Source organism: Arsenophonus sp. PmNCSU2021_1 (assembly GCF_036919435.1).
Taxonomy (GTDB): Bacteria; Pseudomonadota; Gammaproteobacteria; order Enterobacterales; family Enterobacteriaceae; genus Arsenophonus; species Arsenophonus nilaparvatae.
The window spans coordinates 464,585-479,602 of sequence record NZ_JAZHPL010000004.1 but is presented as its reverse complement, the minus strand read 5'-3'; the positions used below and the strand labels follow the sequence as shown (position 1 = coordinate 479,602).

Here is a 15,018-nt window from a genome sequence, read left to right as displayed (position 1 = left end):
AACCGATGGCTGATTGAAATACAAAACAACTTTTATCAGGAGGCAAGATGATGACTGAAAACCCAGAGATTATCAAGCAGCTGCAACCGTTAATCGATACAGGCCAGGTCACCCAGGCGCAGATTGCCCGCGAAACCGGCCAGTCGAGCGCAGTGATATCCAGCTTTATCAACGGCAGTTATAACGGCAATAACCAGCGGGTCGGTGAACTGTTAACCCGCTGGCTGACGGATTATCAGCAAAAAAAGACCTTGCCTGCGCCGCCGCAGTTTGTGGAGACCGCCACGGTCAAGGAGATATGGGCGGTGTTCCAGTTTGTCCGGCTGGCGCAGTGCATGAATGTGATTGTCGGGGTGCCGGGGGTGGGCAAAACCTTTGCCGCCCGTCAGTACTGCCAGCATGCCAATACCTGGATGGTGACCCTTTCCCCGGCCCACGCCAGCATCACCGAGTGTCTGCTGGAGCTGGCGGAAGCGCTGGGCCTTAGCGACCTGCCTAGAAACAAGGGGACGCTGGCGCGTGCAATTCGGCGGCGGCTAACCGGCACTCACGGGCTGGTGATTGTCGATGAGGCTGACCACCTGGGCATTGACGGGCTGGAGCAGCTGCGCGCCATTCAGGATGCGACCGGGGTCGGTATGGTACTGATTGGTAACCCGCGCGGCCTGTCGAAATCGGCCCGCTCAACCCAGGGGGCGGATGACCTGGCCCGGTTGTACAGCCGTATCGCCCGCTCTAAACGGCTGTTAAAGGCAAAAAAAGCGGATGTGGCCGCGATTGCTGCCGCCTGGGGCATTACCGGCGAGAGTGAGCTGACGCTGGTACAGGCCATTGCCCAGAAAGCCGGTGCCTTGCGGGTATTGTCGCACACCCTGCGCCAGGCGTGGCTGATGGCCAGCGGTGATGCACAGGCCCAACTGGGGGAAAAATACATCAAGGCGGCCTTCAGGGAGGTGTATACCGAGACCGACCTGCTGCCGGCCAGGGGGTGAGCATGGGCGGCGTACTCTTTACCGACAGCACCGGACGCCAGGTGCTGCTCAATACCCGGCGGGTGGTGTCCGTCTCGCTGGAATCGTCACACAGCCTGTTAGTGTCATTTGGCAATCGGGGCGCTGCGCTCTATGTGTTGCCGGATGCGCAAGAGGTGATGATGCAGTTATGTCATGACATGAACCGTTTACTCAGGAGAGCCAATGATGAATAACCCTGTACGCCATGAAGTCCGCGCCCTGCGGCGTATGGCCCGCTACGCCAGCTATAACGTTGATGGGACTATCCGGCCCAATATTACCCTGTCACGCGGGGCAACGCCGTACCTCTGGCTGGACCGGTATGAGATGGCGGCGGCGACCTTGCCCCCGGCCCAGCAACAGTATTACCGGTGGCAGGGATTTGATGTAGATAGCTGGGAAGCGCTGCAACTGGGCTGTTATCTCTCTGGCCCAAGCCGGCGTCAGGCGTGGTACGCCGCCTGGCGCACCTTACGGGCATTGTTGTCCGGGCGGTCAGTGCCGTCCGAATCGGGGCCGGTTTTACTGAGCACGCTACTGTGTGAGGCTCGGTTATCAATGAATATGCTGAAAAGGAAAGGTCATCATGATGAACATGTTTGATGCGATGAATAGCGTGCGTTATCAGTTACGCGCGGTCGGCAGCGACATTCTGTCCGCCCGGCGTTATCGGCAGCGCCCGTTTATAAAAATTATCCCGCCGGCGGGTCAGCCGACGGCGTCCGATGCGGTGACGGCCATTACCTTGTATTACCAGGGCCAGCGGCGTCAGGTCTATGCCAAACCGTTATCAGGCTGTCTGGTCTATTGGGACGCGCAGGACTAAATGCGCCGCCGTTATCCACTCTTTTAGCGAGGAAACACGAAATATGCATTATCACCCTGAAAAATCTCCCCTAACACCCCCTGACGGCTATCGCATTAATGCGTTAGGGCATATGGTGCCGGTCAGTCATATCAAGCCGATTGACCTGTTACGCGATGAATTGATTGACAGCCTGTTTACCGAGGCGCGGCAGCTCCGGCATCAACTGGCCGAATTTAAATTGCGCGCCCTGCAACGTATTCGGGATTTTGTCGATTTATCCGCCGCCGAATATGGCGTCAATTACGGGGCCGCTAAAGGCAATGTCACCCTGACCAGCTTTGACGGGCAATATCGTCTTGTTCGGGCGGTGGGCGAACACCGTATTTTTGATGAACGTATCCAGGCGGCGAAAGAAAAAATCGCGGCCTGCATTACCAAATGGTCAGATGGCGCGGATGCCAAATTAATCGCCATCGTGAAGCGTTCCTTTAAGGTCAATAAACAGGGACAGATTGATATTAATGAAGTGCTGGCGCTACGGGATTTAGATATTGACGATGAAGAATGGCAAGAGGCGATGCGGGCGGTCAGCGATTCGATTAAGGTCAGCGGCAGCAGTACCTATCTGCGTTTTTATCAGCGGGAAGCGGACAAAGCCTATAAAACCTGAGTTCGGGATAAGAAATAAAGAGAAAGTCTTGATATTCAAATAGTTGAATGAGCCTGTTTTGTTAAAATACTCTAACAGTCTGGTTAAAGAGTAGAGCATTGTTAAACAATTATGGAAAATCTTACTGAACTTTATTGCCTGATGGATGATTTTTGCAAAGACTTCGAGCCAAAAATGCATGAATATTTGCTGACTAACGGTACTAAGCGTCGTAGACGGTCTACTCAGCTTTCGTTGGCGGAAATGATGACACTGGTTGTGTTGTTTCATCAACTCCGATTCAGGCAATTCAAGGTATTTTATCTCTATTATGTCCGCTTATATCTCCGGAAGGAATTTCTTAACTTGCCATCCTATTCACGCTGTGTAGAGTTACTTCCGCGTAGTGCCTTAGCGTTAACGGCACTGTTTGAGTCAATTAAGGGAAAATGCACGGGGCTATCGGTTGCCGATTCTACTCCGATAGCGGTGTGTGATAACTTACGGATCCGCAGACATAAAGTCTTCAATGGGATAGCTGAACGGGGAAAAAATTCAACAGGTTGGTTCTTTGGTTTCAAGCTTCATGTAATTATCAATCATTTGGGGGAAATACTCAGTTTTCGACTCACACCAGGAAACACCGATGATCGGAAACCATTGCCTGAGCTGACAAAGGATCTTTCTGGTTGTTTGTACGCAGATAAAGGGTATTTATCGGCTTCACTGAAACAGCAACTCAAAACGATGGGAATTAGCCTTATAACGAATATCAAGAAGAAAATGAAGCCTATTAAACAGACTTGTTTCGACAAAGCCATCTTGCGTCATCGTTCTGTCATTGAAACGGTATTTGATGAGTTAAAAAATCTTTGTCAAATAGAGCATACGCGACATCGCTCTCCGGCTAACTTTGTAGTGAATTTATTAGGCGGACTGGTTGCATATTGTTTAATGCCATCTAAACCAAAGATACCTGTTGCAGGTACGTATCTTCAAGTATAATTGATAATGCTTATCCCGAACTCAGGTTATAAACAACTGTCGCTCGATATCTCCAAACTGTAATGCCTTTTTAATCGATGGCTTTACATCCGGCGCGCACGTTAGGGCATCGGGCGCGCCGAATTCAGCCGAGGACATATTGATGGTAGTGAATGAAAATTTAATTTATGACGCCGCCCTGGCGCGTTGGGGGCATGACCGACAGATGTTAAAAACCATTGAGCGCTGCGGGGCACTGGCCGGCGCGCTGTGCCGTTTTCTTTCGCAGGGTCAGAATATGCGACAAGTCTGTCAAGCCGTGGCGGACATGGAAATCATGCTCGCCCAGCTTCGTCTAAACGGTCTGGCGGCGATGATTGACGATGAAAAAGTGCGCAAGCTGGCCGCCTTGTCGCAACGCCTATTGACCCAACCACCGGCGACGATAAACACGGGAGATAAGGCATGAACCGGGCTACCTTAATCAAACTTATCCATGTGGCCCGTCGGGAGTTGCAGCTGGATGAAGCGACCTACCGCGCGGCGCTGATGAAGGTGTGCGCCGATAAAACCAGTTGCCGGGAAATGACGGTACCCGAGCTGGTCAGGGTGTTACATGCCTTTCAGCAAAAAGGCTTTACCGTGCGTTCAAAGCCGGTTTTACGCGGCGTTAAACCCGCGTCACCGGTCGCTAAAATCCTTGCCATCTGGCAGACCATGCACCGCCAGGGGTTTGTGCAGTCCGGCGATGAGGCAGCACTGAATGCCTGGATAAGGCGTACCACCGCAAGGGAGAACGGTGGCCTGGGGGTGGCACAGCTGGCCTGGCTCAATCAGGATAACGCCCTGGCCGTCAAGGTGCTTGAAAGTCTTAAGCGCTGGCATCGGCGCTGCATGCTGGCGACACTCCCCCCGGGTACGCCGGCTGAAAGTTATCCGCGCGTTTGTCAGCGTTATGAGGCCGAGACCCGTGTATCGTCATAACGTCGGTAACGGGGTATCTTCACCGTGGGCAGAAGGGGCGTCTCGCTTTAGGGTTATGGGATAATATATTGTATAATAACATTATTACTCAACTCACCTGATGAGGTAGACGATGAAGATACAACAAGCAGATTTACTCGCCGATGATACCCAGCTGCATGCGTTAATTGACCGAATAGACACGGTGGATGAGGAAACCTTACAGCCTCAGTGGCCACAATTACTCGCCGCGTTGGTGGATGTGATGGATAATGAACTGCAACGCCAGGGATTTACCGCCCCCCAATCTCGCCCTCTGGCGCGTAAAATGGCGGCGGCCCTGGCCGCGTATGCGGGTGGGCGTAACTATTATTTGCCCAAAGGCGACAGTCTGCTTACGGCGTTACGCGACGATGAAATTTTCCACCGCTGGCAGCAGGGCACACCGATTGAAACGCTACGCAAGGCATACCGGCTCGGCCAGATACAGATTTATAAAGTGATTGCCACCCAGCGCCAGCGCTATGTCAAGCGTACCCAACCCGCCCTGTTTGCCGACTAACCCCTGCTAACGTATCCGAACAATCGACTGGCCCCCAGGGGACGGATTGTTAACGGAGCGTAATCCCCCGCCTTATCACGCAACGCTTACCCTGTGACCAGGAATCCCTGTATCAAGGTATCGCTATGCCGCCGTTGCCCGACCCGTTACGTAAAAAACTCCTCGCCGTCTCCGGTGCCGGTCTGTTGACTATTGCCGCCTGCTATACCGCGTTCTGGGAAGGTCACGCCCTCCAGCCCTATGCCGACAGCGGCGGGGTGCTGACGGTGTGCTACGGCCATACCGGTAGCGATATCACCCCCGAGACGACCCAAACGCCGGCGCAATGTGAGGCCCTGCTGGCGGCGGATATGCGCCAGGCTTTCGCTGTGATTGACCAGCAGGTCACCGTACCGCTGTCAGACGGGCAGCGCGTGGCGCTCGCGGCGTTTATTCACAATGTCGGGTCGGGGGCCTTTGCGCGCTCGACCCTGCTAAAGCGCCTGAATGCCGGCGATATCCCGGCGGCCTGCGATGAGTTTCGTCGCTGGGTTAAGGTGAAGGGCGTCACGCTGAACGGTCTGGTCAATCGCCGCGCCGCCGATGAATGGCTGTGTCGGCATGGACTGCCTGACCCCGAGGCGACGCTGTGAACACGTTACTTAAAACGGGGCTGACGCTGTGCCTGCTGGCGTTATTACTCGCTACTGCCGGCTGGCTCTGGCAACGTGAACGCCTGCGGGAAACCGCGCTGCACGACTTGCGCCAGGAGCGGGACGAAGCCTGGCAGGCACTGGCAGAGCAACGCCAAATACAGCAGGTATTTCATACCTTGGAGCAGACCGTCACGCATGAAAAACAACACCTGCGCGGAGAAAGCGAAAAGGACCGCCAACAGGTGCGCCAGCGGTTATCGTGGGTCAATTGTGCCCGTGAGCCTGTGCCTGGCCCTGTGGCTGACCGGGTGCGCCGCGCCGCCCGTGAAAGTGGTGACGTTGCCGCCCGTACCGCTCCCTGAAGGCTTACTGGCGGCCTGTCCGGCTCCGCTACCACCGGAGCCGTTGACCTTTGGGGCCAGCGTGGACTATTCCCTGCAACTGCTGGCCGTGATTAAACAGTGTAATGCCGACAAGGCCGCGTTGCGCCAGGCCGAGCATTACCGACAAGAGCAACCCCATGATGAGTAAACGATGGAAACGATAACCCCCTCAATACCGGACAACGGACGGACCCGAACCCCGCCCGCGCGTTATTGCGCCGCGTGCCGGGTTCCGATAGACCCGGCAAGGCTGGCCGTGATGCCCCAGGCGCGCTGCTGTGTGGCCTGCCAGGCACGACGGGAGCGGCGGCGTGTGGGTTAACGTGCTTAAAGACTCTATTGCCCCGGCGCTCTCTGCTGCCAGCACCGCAGGGGCGCTGTTTATGTGGCTGATGCGCCGCTCCTTTGCCGGACGCGAGCAGGTCGAGCGCCTTAACGCCCGTCTGCTGACGGTAGAAACCCAGCTGGGTAATGCGCCGTCGGCACAGACAGTGCATGCCCTGAAAGTGGAAATCACCGAGCTGCGCGGCGATTTGAAAGAAACCCGCGCCAGCTTGCAGGCGGTGACGCATCAGCTAGAGTTACTGGTGGAAAAAGCCCTTTACCGGAGTGACGGATGATTGACGATATTTTGACGCAAGACCAACGCCTGGTGATAGTGCGTTCACTGAATGAGTATCACGGCGAATTAAATGAATCGGTGTTGCAGGACTGCCTCGACGCCTACGGTCATAAGGTGTCGCGCGACCGGGTGCGCGTGTTACTGGCCTGGCTGGCGGAGCAGGACCTGTTGCGGCTTGATACCTTGCCCGGGGGTTATCTAGTGGCCCATCTGAGCGGGCGCGGGCAGGAGGTCGCCGAGGGTCGCGCAACCGTGCCGGGCGTGAAGAAGCCACGTCGGCGCTAGGGAGGTCGCGATGGAAGAAAACCTCACGCGCGGGCGCGCCAGTAAGGTGGATTTATTACCGGCGGATATTCGTCAACGCCTGTTTGCCCTGCTGCGAGAAAAACGCATTACCCAGTTACAGATTGTGGACGAGATTAACCGCCTGATTGATGCCGCAGGCCTCCCGGTCGAGCAACAACTGTCCCGCTCAGGGGTGAACCGGCTGGCAACGCAAAACGAGCGCGTGGCGCGGGATTTACGCGAGCTGCGTGAGCAGACCCGCGCCCTGACCGCTGAACTGGGCGAAAAACCCACCGGCGAAACCTCGCGGCTGATTATGGAGATGGCGCGCTCCCTGCTGTTCAAGGGCATCCGCAAGCACCAGATTGCCAGCCAGGATAACGACGAGATTGATATTGATTTTCTCAAAGAAGCCATGCTGGCCGCCCAGCGCCTGGAGCGCACGGCAGAGATGAGCCACAAGCGCGAGGCACAAATCCGCCAGGCTTATGCTGAGGAAGCGGCGAATGCCGTCAGTGAAGCGCTCCGTGGACAAGAGGGCATGAGTCACCAGATGGAAAGCAAAATCCGCGACATTTTGCTGGGTAAGGCCTAATGCATTTTTTAACGGTTTGATTTTTAATGGAAACAGACAATGCGAACCGCTGAACAACCGGCCCCGATGCACCGATTGACCGACCCGCGCAAAATTGACCTGCGCGAGGCCACCCGCGCCTGCGGCGTCGATGTGCCCGAATCACTGGCGTTACCCGAAAATGAACCGGTGTTTTTGCCTTATCAACAACGCTGGTTCCTCGACGACAGCCCGGTGTGCATTGCCGAAAAATCCCGCCGTACCGGCCTGACCTGGGCCGAGGCCGGGCGCAACGTCATCACCGCCAGCAAGTCGCGGCGCGATGGCGGACGCAACGTGTTTTACGTCGGCAGCAAGAAGGAGATGGCGCTGGAATATATTGCCGCCTGCGCGCTGTTTGCCCGCGCCTTTAACCAGCTGGCCCAGGCCGATGTTTACGAGTCCACTTTCTGGGACAGCGAGAAACACGAGGAAATTCTCCAGTACATGATCCGCTTTCCGCACAGCGGCTTTAAAATTCAGGCGTTAAGCGCTCGCCCGTCCAACCTCCGTGGCTTGCAGGGCGACGTGGTGATTGACGAGGCGGCGTTCCATGAATCCCTTGAAGAGCTGCTCAAGGCGGCGCTGGCGCTCAACATGTGGGGCGCGCGGGTGCGGTTGATTTCCACCCATAACGGGGTCGATAACCCGTTTAATGCCTACATTCAGGACGCCCGCGAAGGGCGCAAGGATTACAGCCTGCACCGCATCACGCTCGATGAGGCGATTGGCGAGGGACTGTATCGCCGTATCTGCACGGTCACCGGGCAGATGTGGTCGCCTGACGCCGAAAAATCGTGGCGCGATAACCTGTATAAAAATGCCCCCAATCGCGAATGTGCCGAGGAGGAATACGGCTGTGTGCCGCGCAAGTCGGGCGGTGCCTATCTTGCCCGCCCGCTGATTGAGGCGGCGATGGCCCCGACAGGCCGTGTCCCCCTGCTGCGCTTTGAGGCCCCGGCGGTATTTGAACTGTGGAGCGCCGCGCAGCGTGAAGCTGAAGTGGAGGCCTGGTGTCAGGCGCACCTCGAGGCGGTGCTGACGACCCTTGCGCCGGACTGTCGTTACTGTTTCGGCGAGGACTTTGCTCGCAAGGGCGATCTGTCGGTGTTTGTGGTACTGGCCATCGCCCCGGATTTAAGCAAGCGCGAGGCGCTGCGCGTCGAGCTGCGCAACGTCACCTATGACCAGCAAAAGCAGATAATGCTCACCATCCTGACCCGGCTGCCGCGTCTGGTGGGGGCCGCCTTTGACGCCACCGGCAACGGCGGCTATCTGGCCGAAGCCGCCCGGCTGCATTTCGGCCCGGACATGGTGGATTGCGTCACGCTCTCGGCAAAATGGTATGCCGAATGGATGCCCAAACTGAAAGGTGAGCTGGAAGCGCAAAACCTGACCCTGGCCCGCCATCAGTCCACGCTGGATGATTTGCTGCATATCAAGGTAGTGAACGGGATACCGCAAATTGACAAGGGCCGCAGCAAGGATACGCCGTCAGGCGTTCAGGGCGCGCGCCGTCACGGCGACTATGCGGTGGCGCTCTGTATGGCCAACCGCGCCGCCGCGCTGGACGGTTTTGTGCTGGATGAGGCGGCCTGTCAGGCATTGCCAGCCCGTATCCGGGCGATGGAGTATGCCGATGAGGTCGGCGATGACGATGATAACGCTGATGAGCGAGGATGCTGGTAATGAAAAGGCTTGTAGATATTCAGGGACAGCCGCGGGTGTTTTCACCGGACAGCCAGACGGCAAAGACCGATATTCCCCAGGTGGCCAGCCGTGCGCCAGAACATCCGGCGTCCGGTATCACCCCTAACCGTGCCGCACGCTGTTTGCGGGCGGCAGAGCACGGTGACATGACCGCTCTGGTGGATTTGGCCGCCGATCTGGAAGAAAAAGATACCCATCTGTTTTCTGAACTCAGCAAGCGCCGCCTGGCGCTGCACAGTGTGGAATGGCGTATTCAGCCGCCGGATAACCCCAACGCCCAGGAGAAAGCCCAGGCAGTGGCGCTGGAAGCGCGGCTCACCGATGCGCCCTGGTTTGACAATGCGCTGTTTGACGCCACCGACGCCCTTCTCAAAGGCTATGCGATGCAGGAAATTATCTGGGGTCCCCGGCGCGGCGGCGAATTTTTCCCGCGCGCTGTCCACTGGCGCGATCCGGCGTTGTTCTGCGTCAATCCCGACGACTACCGCGAGCTGCGGCTGCGCGATGGCAGCTATGCCGGACAGGTGTTACAGCCGTTTGGCTGGATTTGCCATGAGGCCAAGGCCAAAACCGGCTACCCCGGCACCCAGGGGCTGGTGCGCACGCTGATTTGGCCGTTTATCTTCAAGAATTACAGCGTGCGGGATTTCGCCGAGTTTCTGGAGATTTACGGACTACCGTTGCGGGTGGGGAAATACCCCAGCGGCGCGAGTGCCGAGCAGAAAAGCGCCCTGATGCGGGCGGTGATGGATATTGGCCGCCGGGCCGGGGGGATTATTCCCGCCGGCATGAGCCTGGAGTTTGAGGCCGCCGCTAACGGTCAGTCTGACCCGTTTATGGCGATGATTGCCTGGGGAGAGCGCGCGATATCTAAAGCGATCCTCGGCGGGACACTGACCTCAGAGGCGGGCGATAAAGGCGCGCGCTCGCTGGGCGAGGTGCACAATGCGGTGCGCAAGGAGATCCGCAACGCCGATTTACGCCAGCTGTCACGGACCTTTAACCGTGATCTCATTTATCCGCTGCTGGCACTGAACAGCCCGGTCCCGCTTGACCCGCGGCGACTCCCCCGCCTGGTGTTTGATACGCTGGAATGTGAGGATATGGCCAGCTTTGCCGAGGCTATTCCCAAACTGGCGACCGGCATGGCGATACCGGTTTCCTGGATCTACGATAAGCTGCGCATTCCAGTGCCGGATGGCAATGAGGCGGTGTTTACCGTCTCGTCACCACCGGCAGTGGCGCAAACGGCGCTATCCGCGACCCTCACACCGGCAGCGCCGATAAGCGACGCGCTGGACGCGGTGCAGACAGCACTTGACGCCCCGGGATTGAACGCCAGTGCCGACCCGCTACTGGCACCGGTGATAGCCGCTATCCGTGAGCAGGGGCCAGAGGCGGCGCTGGAGCAGGCGGCGATTCTTTACCCCGAGATGGACGACCGCGCGCTGATTGAACTGCTGACCCGCGCCACCTTTGCACTGGAAGTCTGGGGGCGTCTCGATGCCACAACCGATTGATTTGGGCGTCGTCGCCCGCCTGCCGCCAAAAGAGGCCATCGCCTACTTCCGCGCCAAGGGGTATCACATCACCTGGAACTGGTTTGAGCAACAGGCGGACGTTCATGCCCGGATATTTACCGTCGCCAAGGCGGCGCGGCTGGACGTCCTGAGTGCGATCCGTGACGAGGTGGATAGAGCAAAATCACAGGGAATATCCCGGCAGGATTTTATCGACACGCTGACGCCCCGGCTGCAAACGCTCGGATGGTGGGGGAAGCAGGTCGTGGTCGACAGCCAGGGCAAGGCCGAAGTCGTACAACTGGGCAGCGCCCGCCGTCTGGCGACGATATATAACGTCAATACCCGCGTCGCCTATAATGCCGGGCGCTATGCACAGATGATGGCCACCGCAGACCTGTATCCCTACTGGCAGTATGTCGCCGTCGGGGATAGCCGCACCCGGCCCTCGCATGCCGCCCTGCATGGCAAGGTCTTTCGTTACGATCACCCCTTCTGGCAAAGTCATTACCCGCCCAACGGGTTTAACTGCCGCTGCCGGGTACGCGCCTTGTCAAAACGCCGACTCGATGCGTTGGGCCTGCACGTTACGGAAGAGGCCGGTCAGCTACACACGCATGAGGCAGCGGCGGGTGTCGATAAGCGTAGTGGGGAAATCGTCACCAGCCCCGTGACCACCTTTGATGATGGCAAGGTAAAAATGACGCCGGATGTGGGTTGGTCCTATCACCCCGGCGCGGCGGCGTTCGGTGTTGACCAGACCATGATCCGCAAACTCCTTGAGGTCAAAGACGCGGCGCTGCGTGAAGCCGTGGTGCAGGATCTGAACAACAGCCCGGTGCGTCAGTTGAGTTTTTCGCTGTGGGCCACGCGCATTATGCAAAGCCGGCGTGCCGGCAACGGCATTCACACGCTGGGCTTTTTGCCGGAAGCCATTGCCCGTGCGGTACAGGCACGCACGGGGCAAGCACCGGCCCGTCTGCTGGCAATGAGCGAAAAAAACCTGTTGCATGCCGACAGTGACAAGCACCCTAAAACCGGGGTGGCATTGTTGCCCGAGGATGTGGCCGCACTTCCTGGCTTGTTGGCAAAGCCTCAAGCTGTACTCTGGGATAAGGCTCACCAAAACCTGCTTTTTCTTGTGCCAGGAAAAGCGGGGCTGGCACGTATTGTGGTTAATGCGTCTTATGGCGTTAAGAAACACCCGGATACCCTGGATGTGGTGATCAATGCTTATCGCATTCTCAACCTCAATAAAGTGAAATCTGATTTGGCCGGTGGCAAGCTAGAACTGCTGGCAGGAACGTTAGACTAAACCGGTGGCAGGGATCGAACCTGCATACATGTTATGCCCCATTGCTGGGACTGACATCGACTTTACCATTAAGCGTACACCGGTCTATTGGCTGTATTTTAACCGACCCCCATACGGAGGGCAAGATGTCACAGACTGAATTAACCGCAGTGATTGATCGCCAGCGCCTGCAAACCCTGTTTGCTGAACTGCAACGCGTTGGCGAAGACGGCAAGGCGATCACCCGTATCGTTGCCGCCAGCCTCCTTTCGGCCACTGAGCAGGCGTTTGAACGCGAACGCGCGCCGGATACCGGGGCAGCTTGGGCACCCTTGAGCGATCCGTATCGCCGCTGGCGTGAGCGGCACGGCTATAGCCCGATCAAGGTGTTAACCCGTGAGGGCGATATGGCGCGCTCGGTGAGCATCGACTGGGGGGATAGCTGGGCGCGTATCGGGGCCAATGCGCCGCAGGCGGCCATCCATCAGTGGGGCGGCAAACCGGGGATGCGTCCGGGGCCGGCAGCCATCCCGGCCCGTCCGTTTATGGGACTGGATCCGACCGGCGAGCGGGATATCCTTGACGCCCTGGCGCAACGCCTGTCCAACGCCCTGCACCCATAAACGCCAGTGCGCCCCACCACGCGATGATGACGGAGAAGGTATACCTTGCATCAAAAAAATCTTTTGAACGCGCTACGGCGTTTTTGAAGGGGTTTTGAACGGGGTTATTCAGGCGATCGCCCGCCGTTGTCAGTGCCCATTGAAATCTGCCCCCCTGCCAACGTAAAACTGGCCCCCTCTTTGATTGTTAATGTAGCGTAATCCCACCGTCCGCACTCAGGCTGCCACACTGCCGGCATGACGACAAAACCCCCTGTTCCCAAGATAGCCTATGCGGTGCTCAACGCCGCGACGCTCTCGCCCTTTGATCATGACGGCTGGTGTCAGGTGATGCCCGCCGGCCATGTCCGGGCGCGTGACGGTCGCCCCGAGACGCCCGCCGAAGGCTGGCTGATTAACGAAGCCGCGTTTAACCGCATGGTGGCGCGGGTGGTGGCACTCAATCAGCCTGTCAAAATCGATTATAACCACCAGACGCTGTTTAAACAGGAAGCGGCCCCGGCAGCCGGCTTTGTTCCGGCTACCCCGGCACGTTTTCGCTGGGACGACAACACCGGGGTCTGGGTCAAGCCGGAGTGGAACCCGCCGGCGCTTGAGCGCCTAAAAAACAATGAATTTCCCTATTTTTCGCCGGTGATGGGCTATGACGCGCGCAGCGGCGAACCCCTGGAGCTAAGAATGTTAGCCATTACCGGCGATCCGGGTCTGACGGGCCTGCGCCCGGTGGCCGCTCTGAGCGCCGAAGATATCTACCAGGCGTTAACTGTTCCCCCTTCCTCCCCTAAGGAGCCTGCAATGAATCCATCGTTAACAGCGCTGCTGGCCGCGCTGGGCCTGACGGTGCCGGAGGGCGGCGAGCTGACCGATGAGGTCGCCACCGCCGCCCTGTCTGCCGTGACCACGCTAAAAAGCCAGGCGGACAAGGCTACCGCGCTGGAAACCACTATGGCGGCCCTGTCCGCTGACCTGAACGCCCTGAAAACCCAGGCACCGACGGCGGCCGTGGATTTACGCCGCTATGTCCCGGTCGAGACCTATAACGCGGTGCGTGAGCAGGTGGTGTCACTGTCCGCCGACCTGGGAAAAACCACCCTGGCGCAGACGCTGGACCAGGCCGAGCAGGACGGGCGGATATTGAAATCCGAGCGCGCCTACCTGGAAACACTCGGCGACCAGATTGGCGTGGCGGCGTTGTCGGCGCAACTGGCGACGCGCCAGCCGATAGCCGCCCTGACCCGGGTGCAGACCGAAACCCTGATGCTGCCGCCCCAACACCGTGAAAAAACCGCCACCGTCGCCCTGTCGGCGGAAGAGTTACAGGCCGCGCGCGTGCTGGGGATGACCCCGGCGGCGTTCCAGAAAATCAAGACCGAGGACGCACTATAATGCCAACCCCCATTACCCCGTCGCAAATCACTGCCCTGATGACCGGCTTTCGCAAAGAGTTTCAGAACGGGCTGGCGATGGCCCCGTCTCACTATCAGCAGGTGGCGACCAGCGTGCCCTCGACGTCAAAATCCAATACCTACGGCTGGCTGGGGCAGTTTCCCGCGTTCCGTGAGTGGGTCGGTGCACGCAGTATCCAGCAGATGAAAGTCTATGGTTACACCATCAACAACAAGACCTATGAAGGTACGGTGGCCATTACCCGCGATGATTTCGAGGATGACAATCTGGGCGTGTATACCCCGCTGTTTCAGGAAATGGGGCGCGCTGCCGCCGCACAACCGGACGAACTGGTGTTTACCGCCTTGCGCGACGGCAATAAAACCGACTGCTACGACGGTAAACCTTTTTTTGATAGCGAGCATCCGGTCTATCCCAAGGTCGACGGCACCGGCACCGCCAAAAAGGTCGCCAACCAGTTGATTGAAAAAACCGGCACCGGGGCAACAGAAAAAGACTACGAGGGGGCGGTATGGTATCTGCTGGACTGCTCACGGGCGCTTAAACCGCTGATTTTCCAGAACCGCCGCCCGCCGGAGTTACTCGCCCTGACCAAGGTCGATGAGGGGCGCGCGTTTACCGATAACGAATTTGTCTTTGGTGCCTCCGCCCGGCGCAATGTGGGCTACGGCTTCTGGCAGATGGCTTACCGCATGCAGGCGTCACTGACGCTGGATAACCTCTGGAAAGGCTGGAGCGCCATGCGCGGCTTTAGTGCCGATGGCGGTCGCAAGCTGGGTATTCGCCCGACCCATCTGGTGGTGCCGGTGGAGCTGGAAAAAACCGCCACCCAGTTACTGGAGCGGGAATTACTGGCCGAGGGCAGCACCACGGTCTCTAACGAAATGAAAGGCAAGCTGACACTGTTGGTGGCGGATGCGCTCTAAACGCCCTTTAAACCGGGTTTT

24 protein-coding genes and 1 pseudogene are annotated in these 15,018 nt (G+C 58.1%); 22 read left to right on the top strand and 3 right to left on the bottom strand.

The genetic code is table 11. The features are described from left to right. Positions 1-50 precede the first annotated feature (50 nt). The 17 genes from V3224_RS07105 to V3224_RS07035 all read left to right on the top strand — a co-directional run bounded on the left by V3224_RS07105 (position 51) and on the right by V3224_RS07035 (position 9,206). Positions 51-992 (top strand): AAA family ATPase, encoded by a 942-nt coding sequence (locus V3224_RS07105; RefSeq protein ID WP_334470340.1) that lies wholly within the window; start codon positions 51-53, stop codon positions 990-992. 2 nt (positions 993-994) lie between these two features. Continuing rightward, complete coding sequence (locus tag V3224_RS07100; protein ID WP_334469532.1) at positions 995-1,207, top strand: hypothetical protein; 213 nt, start codon at positions 995-997, stop codon at positions 1,205-1,207. After that, the gene (locus V3224_RS07095; protein WP_334469531.1) at positions 1,197-1,616 is read left to right on the top strand and encodes a hypothetical protein; all 420 of its coding nucleotides are present in this window, start codon (positions 1,197-1,199) and stop codon (positions 1,614-1,616) included. Before V3224_RS07100 ends, V3224_RS07095 begins: the two co-directional genes overlap by 11 nt. Beyond that, a complete protein-coding gene (locus tag V3224_RS07090) occupies positions 1,600-1,839 on the top strand; it encodes a hypothetical protein (protein ID WP_334469530.1) in 240 nt (79 codons plus the stop codon). The genes V3224_RS07095 and V3224_RS07090 overlap by 17 nt, the downstream gene beginning before the upstream one ends. Before the next feature lie 43 nt (positions 1,840-1,882). Beyond that, a complete protein-coding gene (locus tag V3224_RS07085; protein ID WP_334470338.1) occupies positions 1,883-2,491 on the top strand; it encodes a DUF3164 family protein in 609 nt (202 codons plus the stop codon). A gap of 111 nt (positions 2,492-2,602) precedes the next feature. After that, complete coding sequence (locus V3224_RS07080) at positions 2,603-3,475, top strand: IS982 family transposase (protein ID WP_334469528.1); 873 nt, start codon at positions 2,603-2,605, stop codon at positions 3,473-3,475. A gap of 142 nt (positions 3,476-3,617) precedes the next feature. Beyond that, the gene (locus tag V3224_RS07075) at positions 3,618-3,923 is read left to right on the top strand and encodes a hypothetical protein (RefSeq protein WP_334469526.1); all 306 of its coding nucleotides are present in this window, start codon (positions 3,618-3,620) and stop codon (positions 3,921-3,923) included. Next, complete coding sequence (locus V3224_RS07070) at positions 3,920-4,438, top strand: gp16 family protein (protein ID WP_334467893.1); 519 nt, start codon at positions 3,920-3,922, stop codon at positions 4,436-4,438. The genes V3224_RS07075 and V3224_RS07070 overlap by 4 nt, the downstream gene beginning before the upstream one ends. A gap of 112 nt (positions 4,439-4,550) precedes the next feature. Further along, positions 4,551-4,979 carry a Mor transcription activator family protein gene (locus V3224_RS07065; RefSeq protein ID WP_334467895.1) on the top strand — a complete coding sequence of 143 codons (429 nt, stop codon included), beginning with the start codon at positions 4,551-4,553 and terminating at the stop codon, positions 4,977-4,979. A 125-nt stretch (positions 4,980-5,104) separates the two neighbouring features. Then, entirely contained in the window at positions 5,105-5,611 is a 507-nt protein-coding gene (locus tag V3224_RS07060) for a lysozyme (RefSeq protein WP_334467897.1), read from the top strand. Then, positions 5,608-5,976, top strand: a complete 369-nt coding sequence (locus tag V3224_RS07055; protein WP_334467898.1) for a hypothetical protein — start codon at positions 5,608-5,610, stop codon at positions 5,974-5,976. Before V3224_RS07060 ends, V3224_RS07055 begins: the two co-directional genes overlap by 4 nt. Next, positions 5,885-6,145 (top strand): Rz1-like lysis system protein LysC, encoded by a 261-nt coding sequence (gene lysC / locus V3224_RS29820; protein ID WP_442889989.1) that lies wholly within the window; start codon positions 5,885-5,887, stop codon positions 6,143-6,145. Before V3224_RS07055 ends, lysC begins: the two co-directional genes overlap by 92 nt. A gap of 3 nt (positions 6,146-6,148) precedes the next feature. Next, positions 6,149-6,319 carry a TraR/DksA family transcriptional regulator gene (locus V3224_RS29815; protein ID WP_442889627.1) on the top strand — a complete coding sequence of 57 codons (171 nt, stop codon included), beginning with the start codon at positions 6,149-6,151 and terminating at the stop codon, positions 6,317-6,319. Continuing rightward, the gene (locus tag V3224_RS07050) at positions 6,309-6,617 is read left to right on the top strand and encodes a DUF2730 family protein (protein WP_334467899.1); all 309 of its coding nucleotides are present in this window, start codon (positions 6,309-6,311) and stop codon (positions 6,615-6,617) included. The genes V3224_RS29815 and V3224_RS07050 overlap by 11 nt, the downstream gene beginning before the upstream one ends. Further along, on the top strand, positions 6,614-6,904 hold the full coding sequence (locus tag V3224_RS07045; protein ID WP_010618208.1) for a VpaChn25_0724 family phage protein: 291 nt from the start codon (positions 6,614-6,616) through the stop codon (positions 6,902-6,904). Before V3224_RS07050 ends, V3224_RS07045 begins: the two co-directional genes overlap by 4 nt. A 10-nt stretch (positions 6,905-6,914) precedes the next feature. Further along, positions 6,915-7,499, top strand: coding sequence for a DUF3486 family protein (locus V3224_RS07040; protein WP_334467901.1), 585 nt, complete (start codon positions 6,915-6,917; stop codon positions 7,497-7,499). A 39-nt stretch (positions 7,500-7,538) separates the two neighbouring features. Next, positions 7,539-9,206 (top strand): hypothetical protein, encoded by a 1,668-nt coding sequence (locus V3224_RS07035; protein WP_334467902.1) that lies wholly within the window; start codon positions 7,539-7,541, stop codon positions 9,204-9,206. Between the two features lie 19 nt (positions 9,207-9,225). Here V3224_RS07035 and V3224_RS29810 read toward each other — a convergent pair whose 3' ends face one another. Beyond that, positions 9,226-9,375 (bottom strand): hypothetical protein, encoded by a 150-nt coding sequence (locus V3224_RS29810; protein ID WP_442889630.1) that lies wholly within the window; start codon positions 9,373-9,375, stop codon positions 9,226-9,228. Between V3224_RS29810 and V3224_RS07030 the strand changes: the two genes are divergently transcribed. Together V3224_RS07030 and V3224_RS07025 are read left to right on the top strand one after the other, a co-directional pair. Continuing rightward, on the top strand, positions 9,374-10,747 hold the full coding sequence (locus V3224_RS07030; protein WP_442889632.1) for a DUF935 domain-containing protein: 1,374 nt from the start codon (positions 9,374-9,376) through the stop codon (positions 10,745-10,747). The two genes, V3224_RS29810 and V3224_RS07030, sit on opposite strands and share 2 nt — an antisense overlap. Further along, positions 10,731-12,062, top strand: a complete 1,332-nt coding sequence (locus tag V3224_RS07025; RefSeq protein WP_334467906.1) for a phage minor head protein — start codon at positions 10,731-10,733, stop codon at positions 12,060-12,062. Before V3224_RS07030 ends, V3224_RS07025 begins: the two co-directional genes overlap by 17 nt. On the opposite strand, the pseudogene V3224_RS07020 reads toward V3224_RS07025, so the two are convergent. Beyond that, positions 12,062-12,146, bottom strand: a pseudogene (locus V3224_RS07020). The gene V3224_RS07025 and the pseudogene V3224_RS07020 overlap by 1 nt on opposite strands. Positions 12,147-12,187: 41 nt before the next feature. Here V3224_RS07020 and V3224_RS07015 point away from each other — a divergent pair. Next, positions 12,188-12,664 carry a phage virion morphogenesis protein gene (locus tag V3224_RS07015; RefSeq protein WP_334467908.1) on the top strand — a complete coding sequence of 159 codons (477 nt, stop codon included), beginning with the start codon at positions 12,188-12,190 and terminating at the stop codon, positions 12,662-12,664. A 104-nt stretch (positions 12,665-12,768) separates the two neighbouring features. Here the strand turns inward: V3224_RS07015 and V3224_RS07010 are convergent, their stop codons facing one another. After that, positions 12,769-12,903: a hypothetical protein gene (locus V3224_RS07010; RefSeq protein WP_334467910.1), complete on the bottom strand. Its 135-nt coding sequence runs from the start codon at positions 12,901-12,903 to the stop codon at positions 12,769-12,771. Between V3224_RS07010 and V3224_RS07005 the strand changes: the two genes are divergently transcribed. Continuing rightward, complete coding sequence (locus tag V3224_RS07005; RefSeq protein ID WP_334469524.1) at positions 12,902-14,050, top strand: phage protease; 1,149 nt, start codon at positions 12,902-12,904, stop codon at positions 14,048-14,050. The genes V3224_RS07010 and V3224_RS07005 overlap by 2 nt on opposite strands. After that, on the top strand, positions 14,050-14,997 hold the full coding sequence (locus tag V3224_RS07000) for a Mu-like prophage major head subunit gpT family protein (protein WP_334467912.1): 948 nt from the start codon (positions 14,050-14,052) through the stop codon (positions 14,995-14,997). Before V3224_RS07005 ends, V3224_RS07000 begins: the two co-directional genes overlap by 1 nt. Positions 14,998-15,018: the final 21 nt, after the last annotated feature.

Coding starts and splice junctions, on each gene's coding strand:
- V3224_RS07105 (WP_334470340.1), top strand. CDS start 51: ATGACTGAAAACCCAGAGATTATCAAGCAGCTGCAACCGTTAATCGAT.
- V3224_RS29815 (WP_442889627.1), top strand. CDS start 6,149: ATGGAAACGATAACCCCCTCAATACCGGACAACGGACGGACCCGAACC.
- V3224_RS07080 (WP_334469528.1), top strand. CDS start 2,603: ATGGAAAATCTTACTGAACTTTATTGCCTGATGGATGATTTTTGCAAA.
- V3224_RS07000 (WP_334467912.1), top strand. CDS start 14,050: ATGCCAACCCCCATTACCCCGTCGCAAATCACTGCCCTGATGACCGGC.
- V3224_RS29810 (WP_442889630.1), bottom strand. CDS start 9,375: ATGTCACCGTGCTCTGCCGCCCGCAAACAGCGTGCGGCACGGTTAGGG.
- V3224_RS07075 (WP_334469526.1), top strand. CDS start 3,618: ATGGTAGTGAATGAAAATTTAATTTATGACGCCGCCCTGGCGCGTTGG.
- V3224_RS07030 (WP_442889632.1), top strand. CDS start 9,374: ATGACCGCTCTGGTGGATTTGGCCGCCGATCTGGAAGAAAAAGATACC.
- V3224_RS07090 (WP_334469530.1), top strand. CDS start 1,600: ATGATGAACATGTTTGATGCGATGAATAGCGTGCGTTATCAGTTACGC.
- V3224_RS07010 (WP_334467910.1), bottom strand. CDS start 12,903: ATGCCGGCAGTGTGGCAGCCTGAGTGCGGACGGTGGGATTACGCTACA.
- V3224_RS07040 (WP_334467901.1), top strand. CDS start 6,915: ATGGAAGAAAACCTCACGCGCGGGCGCGCCAGTAAGGTGGATTTATTA.
- V3224_RS07065 (WP_334467895.1), top strand. CDS start 4,551: ATGAAGATACAACAAGCAGATTTACTCGCCGATGATACCCAGCTGCAT.
- V3224_RS07100 (WP_334469532.1), top strand. CDS start 995: ATGGGCGGCGTACTCTTTACCGACAGCACCGGACGCCAGGTGCTGCTC.
- V3224_RS07025 (WP_334467906.1), top strand. CDS start 10,731: ATGCCACAACCGATTGATTTGGGCGTCGTCGCCCGCCTGCCGCCAAAA.
- V3224_RS07045 (WP_010618208.1), top strand. CDS start 6,614: ATGATTGACGATATTTTGACGCAAGACCAACGCCTGGTGATAGTGCGT.
- V3224_RS07035 (WP_334467902.1), top strand. CDS start 7,539: ATGCGAACCGCTGAACAACCGGCCCCGATGCACCGATTGACCGACCCG.
- V3224_RS07085 (WP_334470338.1), top strand. CDS start 1,883: ATGCATTATCACCCTGAAAAATCTCCCCTAACACCCCCTGACGGCTAT.
- V3224_RS07070 (WP_334467893.1), top strand. CDS start 3,920: ATGAACCGGGCTACCTTAATCAAACTTATCCATGTGGCCCGTCGGGAG.
- V3224_RS07060 (WP_334467897.1), top strand. CDS start 5,105: ATGCCGCCGTTGCCCGACCCGTTACGTAAAAAACTCCTCGCCGTCTCC.
- V3224_RS07095 (WP_334469531.1), top strand. CDS start 1,197: ATGATGAATAACCCTGTACGCCATGAAGTCCGCGCCCTGCGGCGTATG.
- V3224_RS07015 (WP_334467908.1), top strand. CDS start 12,188: ATGTCACAGACTGAATTAACCGCAGTGATTGATCGCCAGCGCCTGCAA.
- V3224_RS07005 (WP_334469524.1), top strand. CDS start 12,902: ATGACGACAAAACCCCCTGTTCCCAAGATAGCCTATGCGGTGCTCAAC.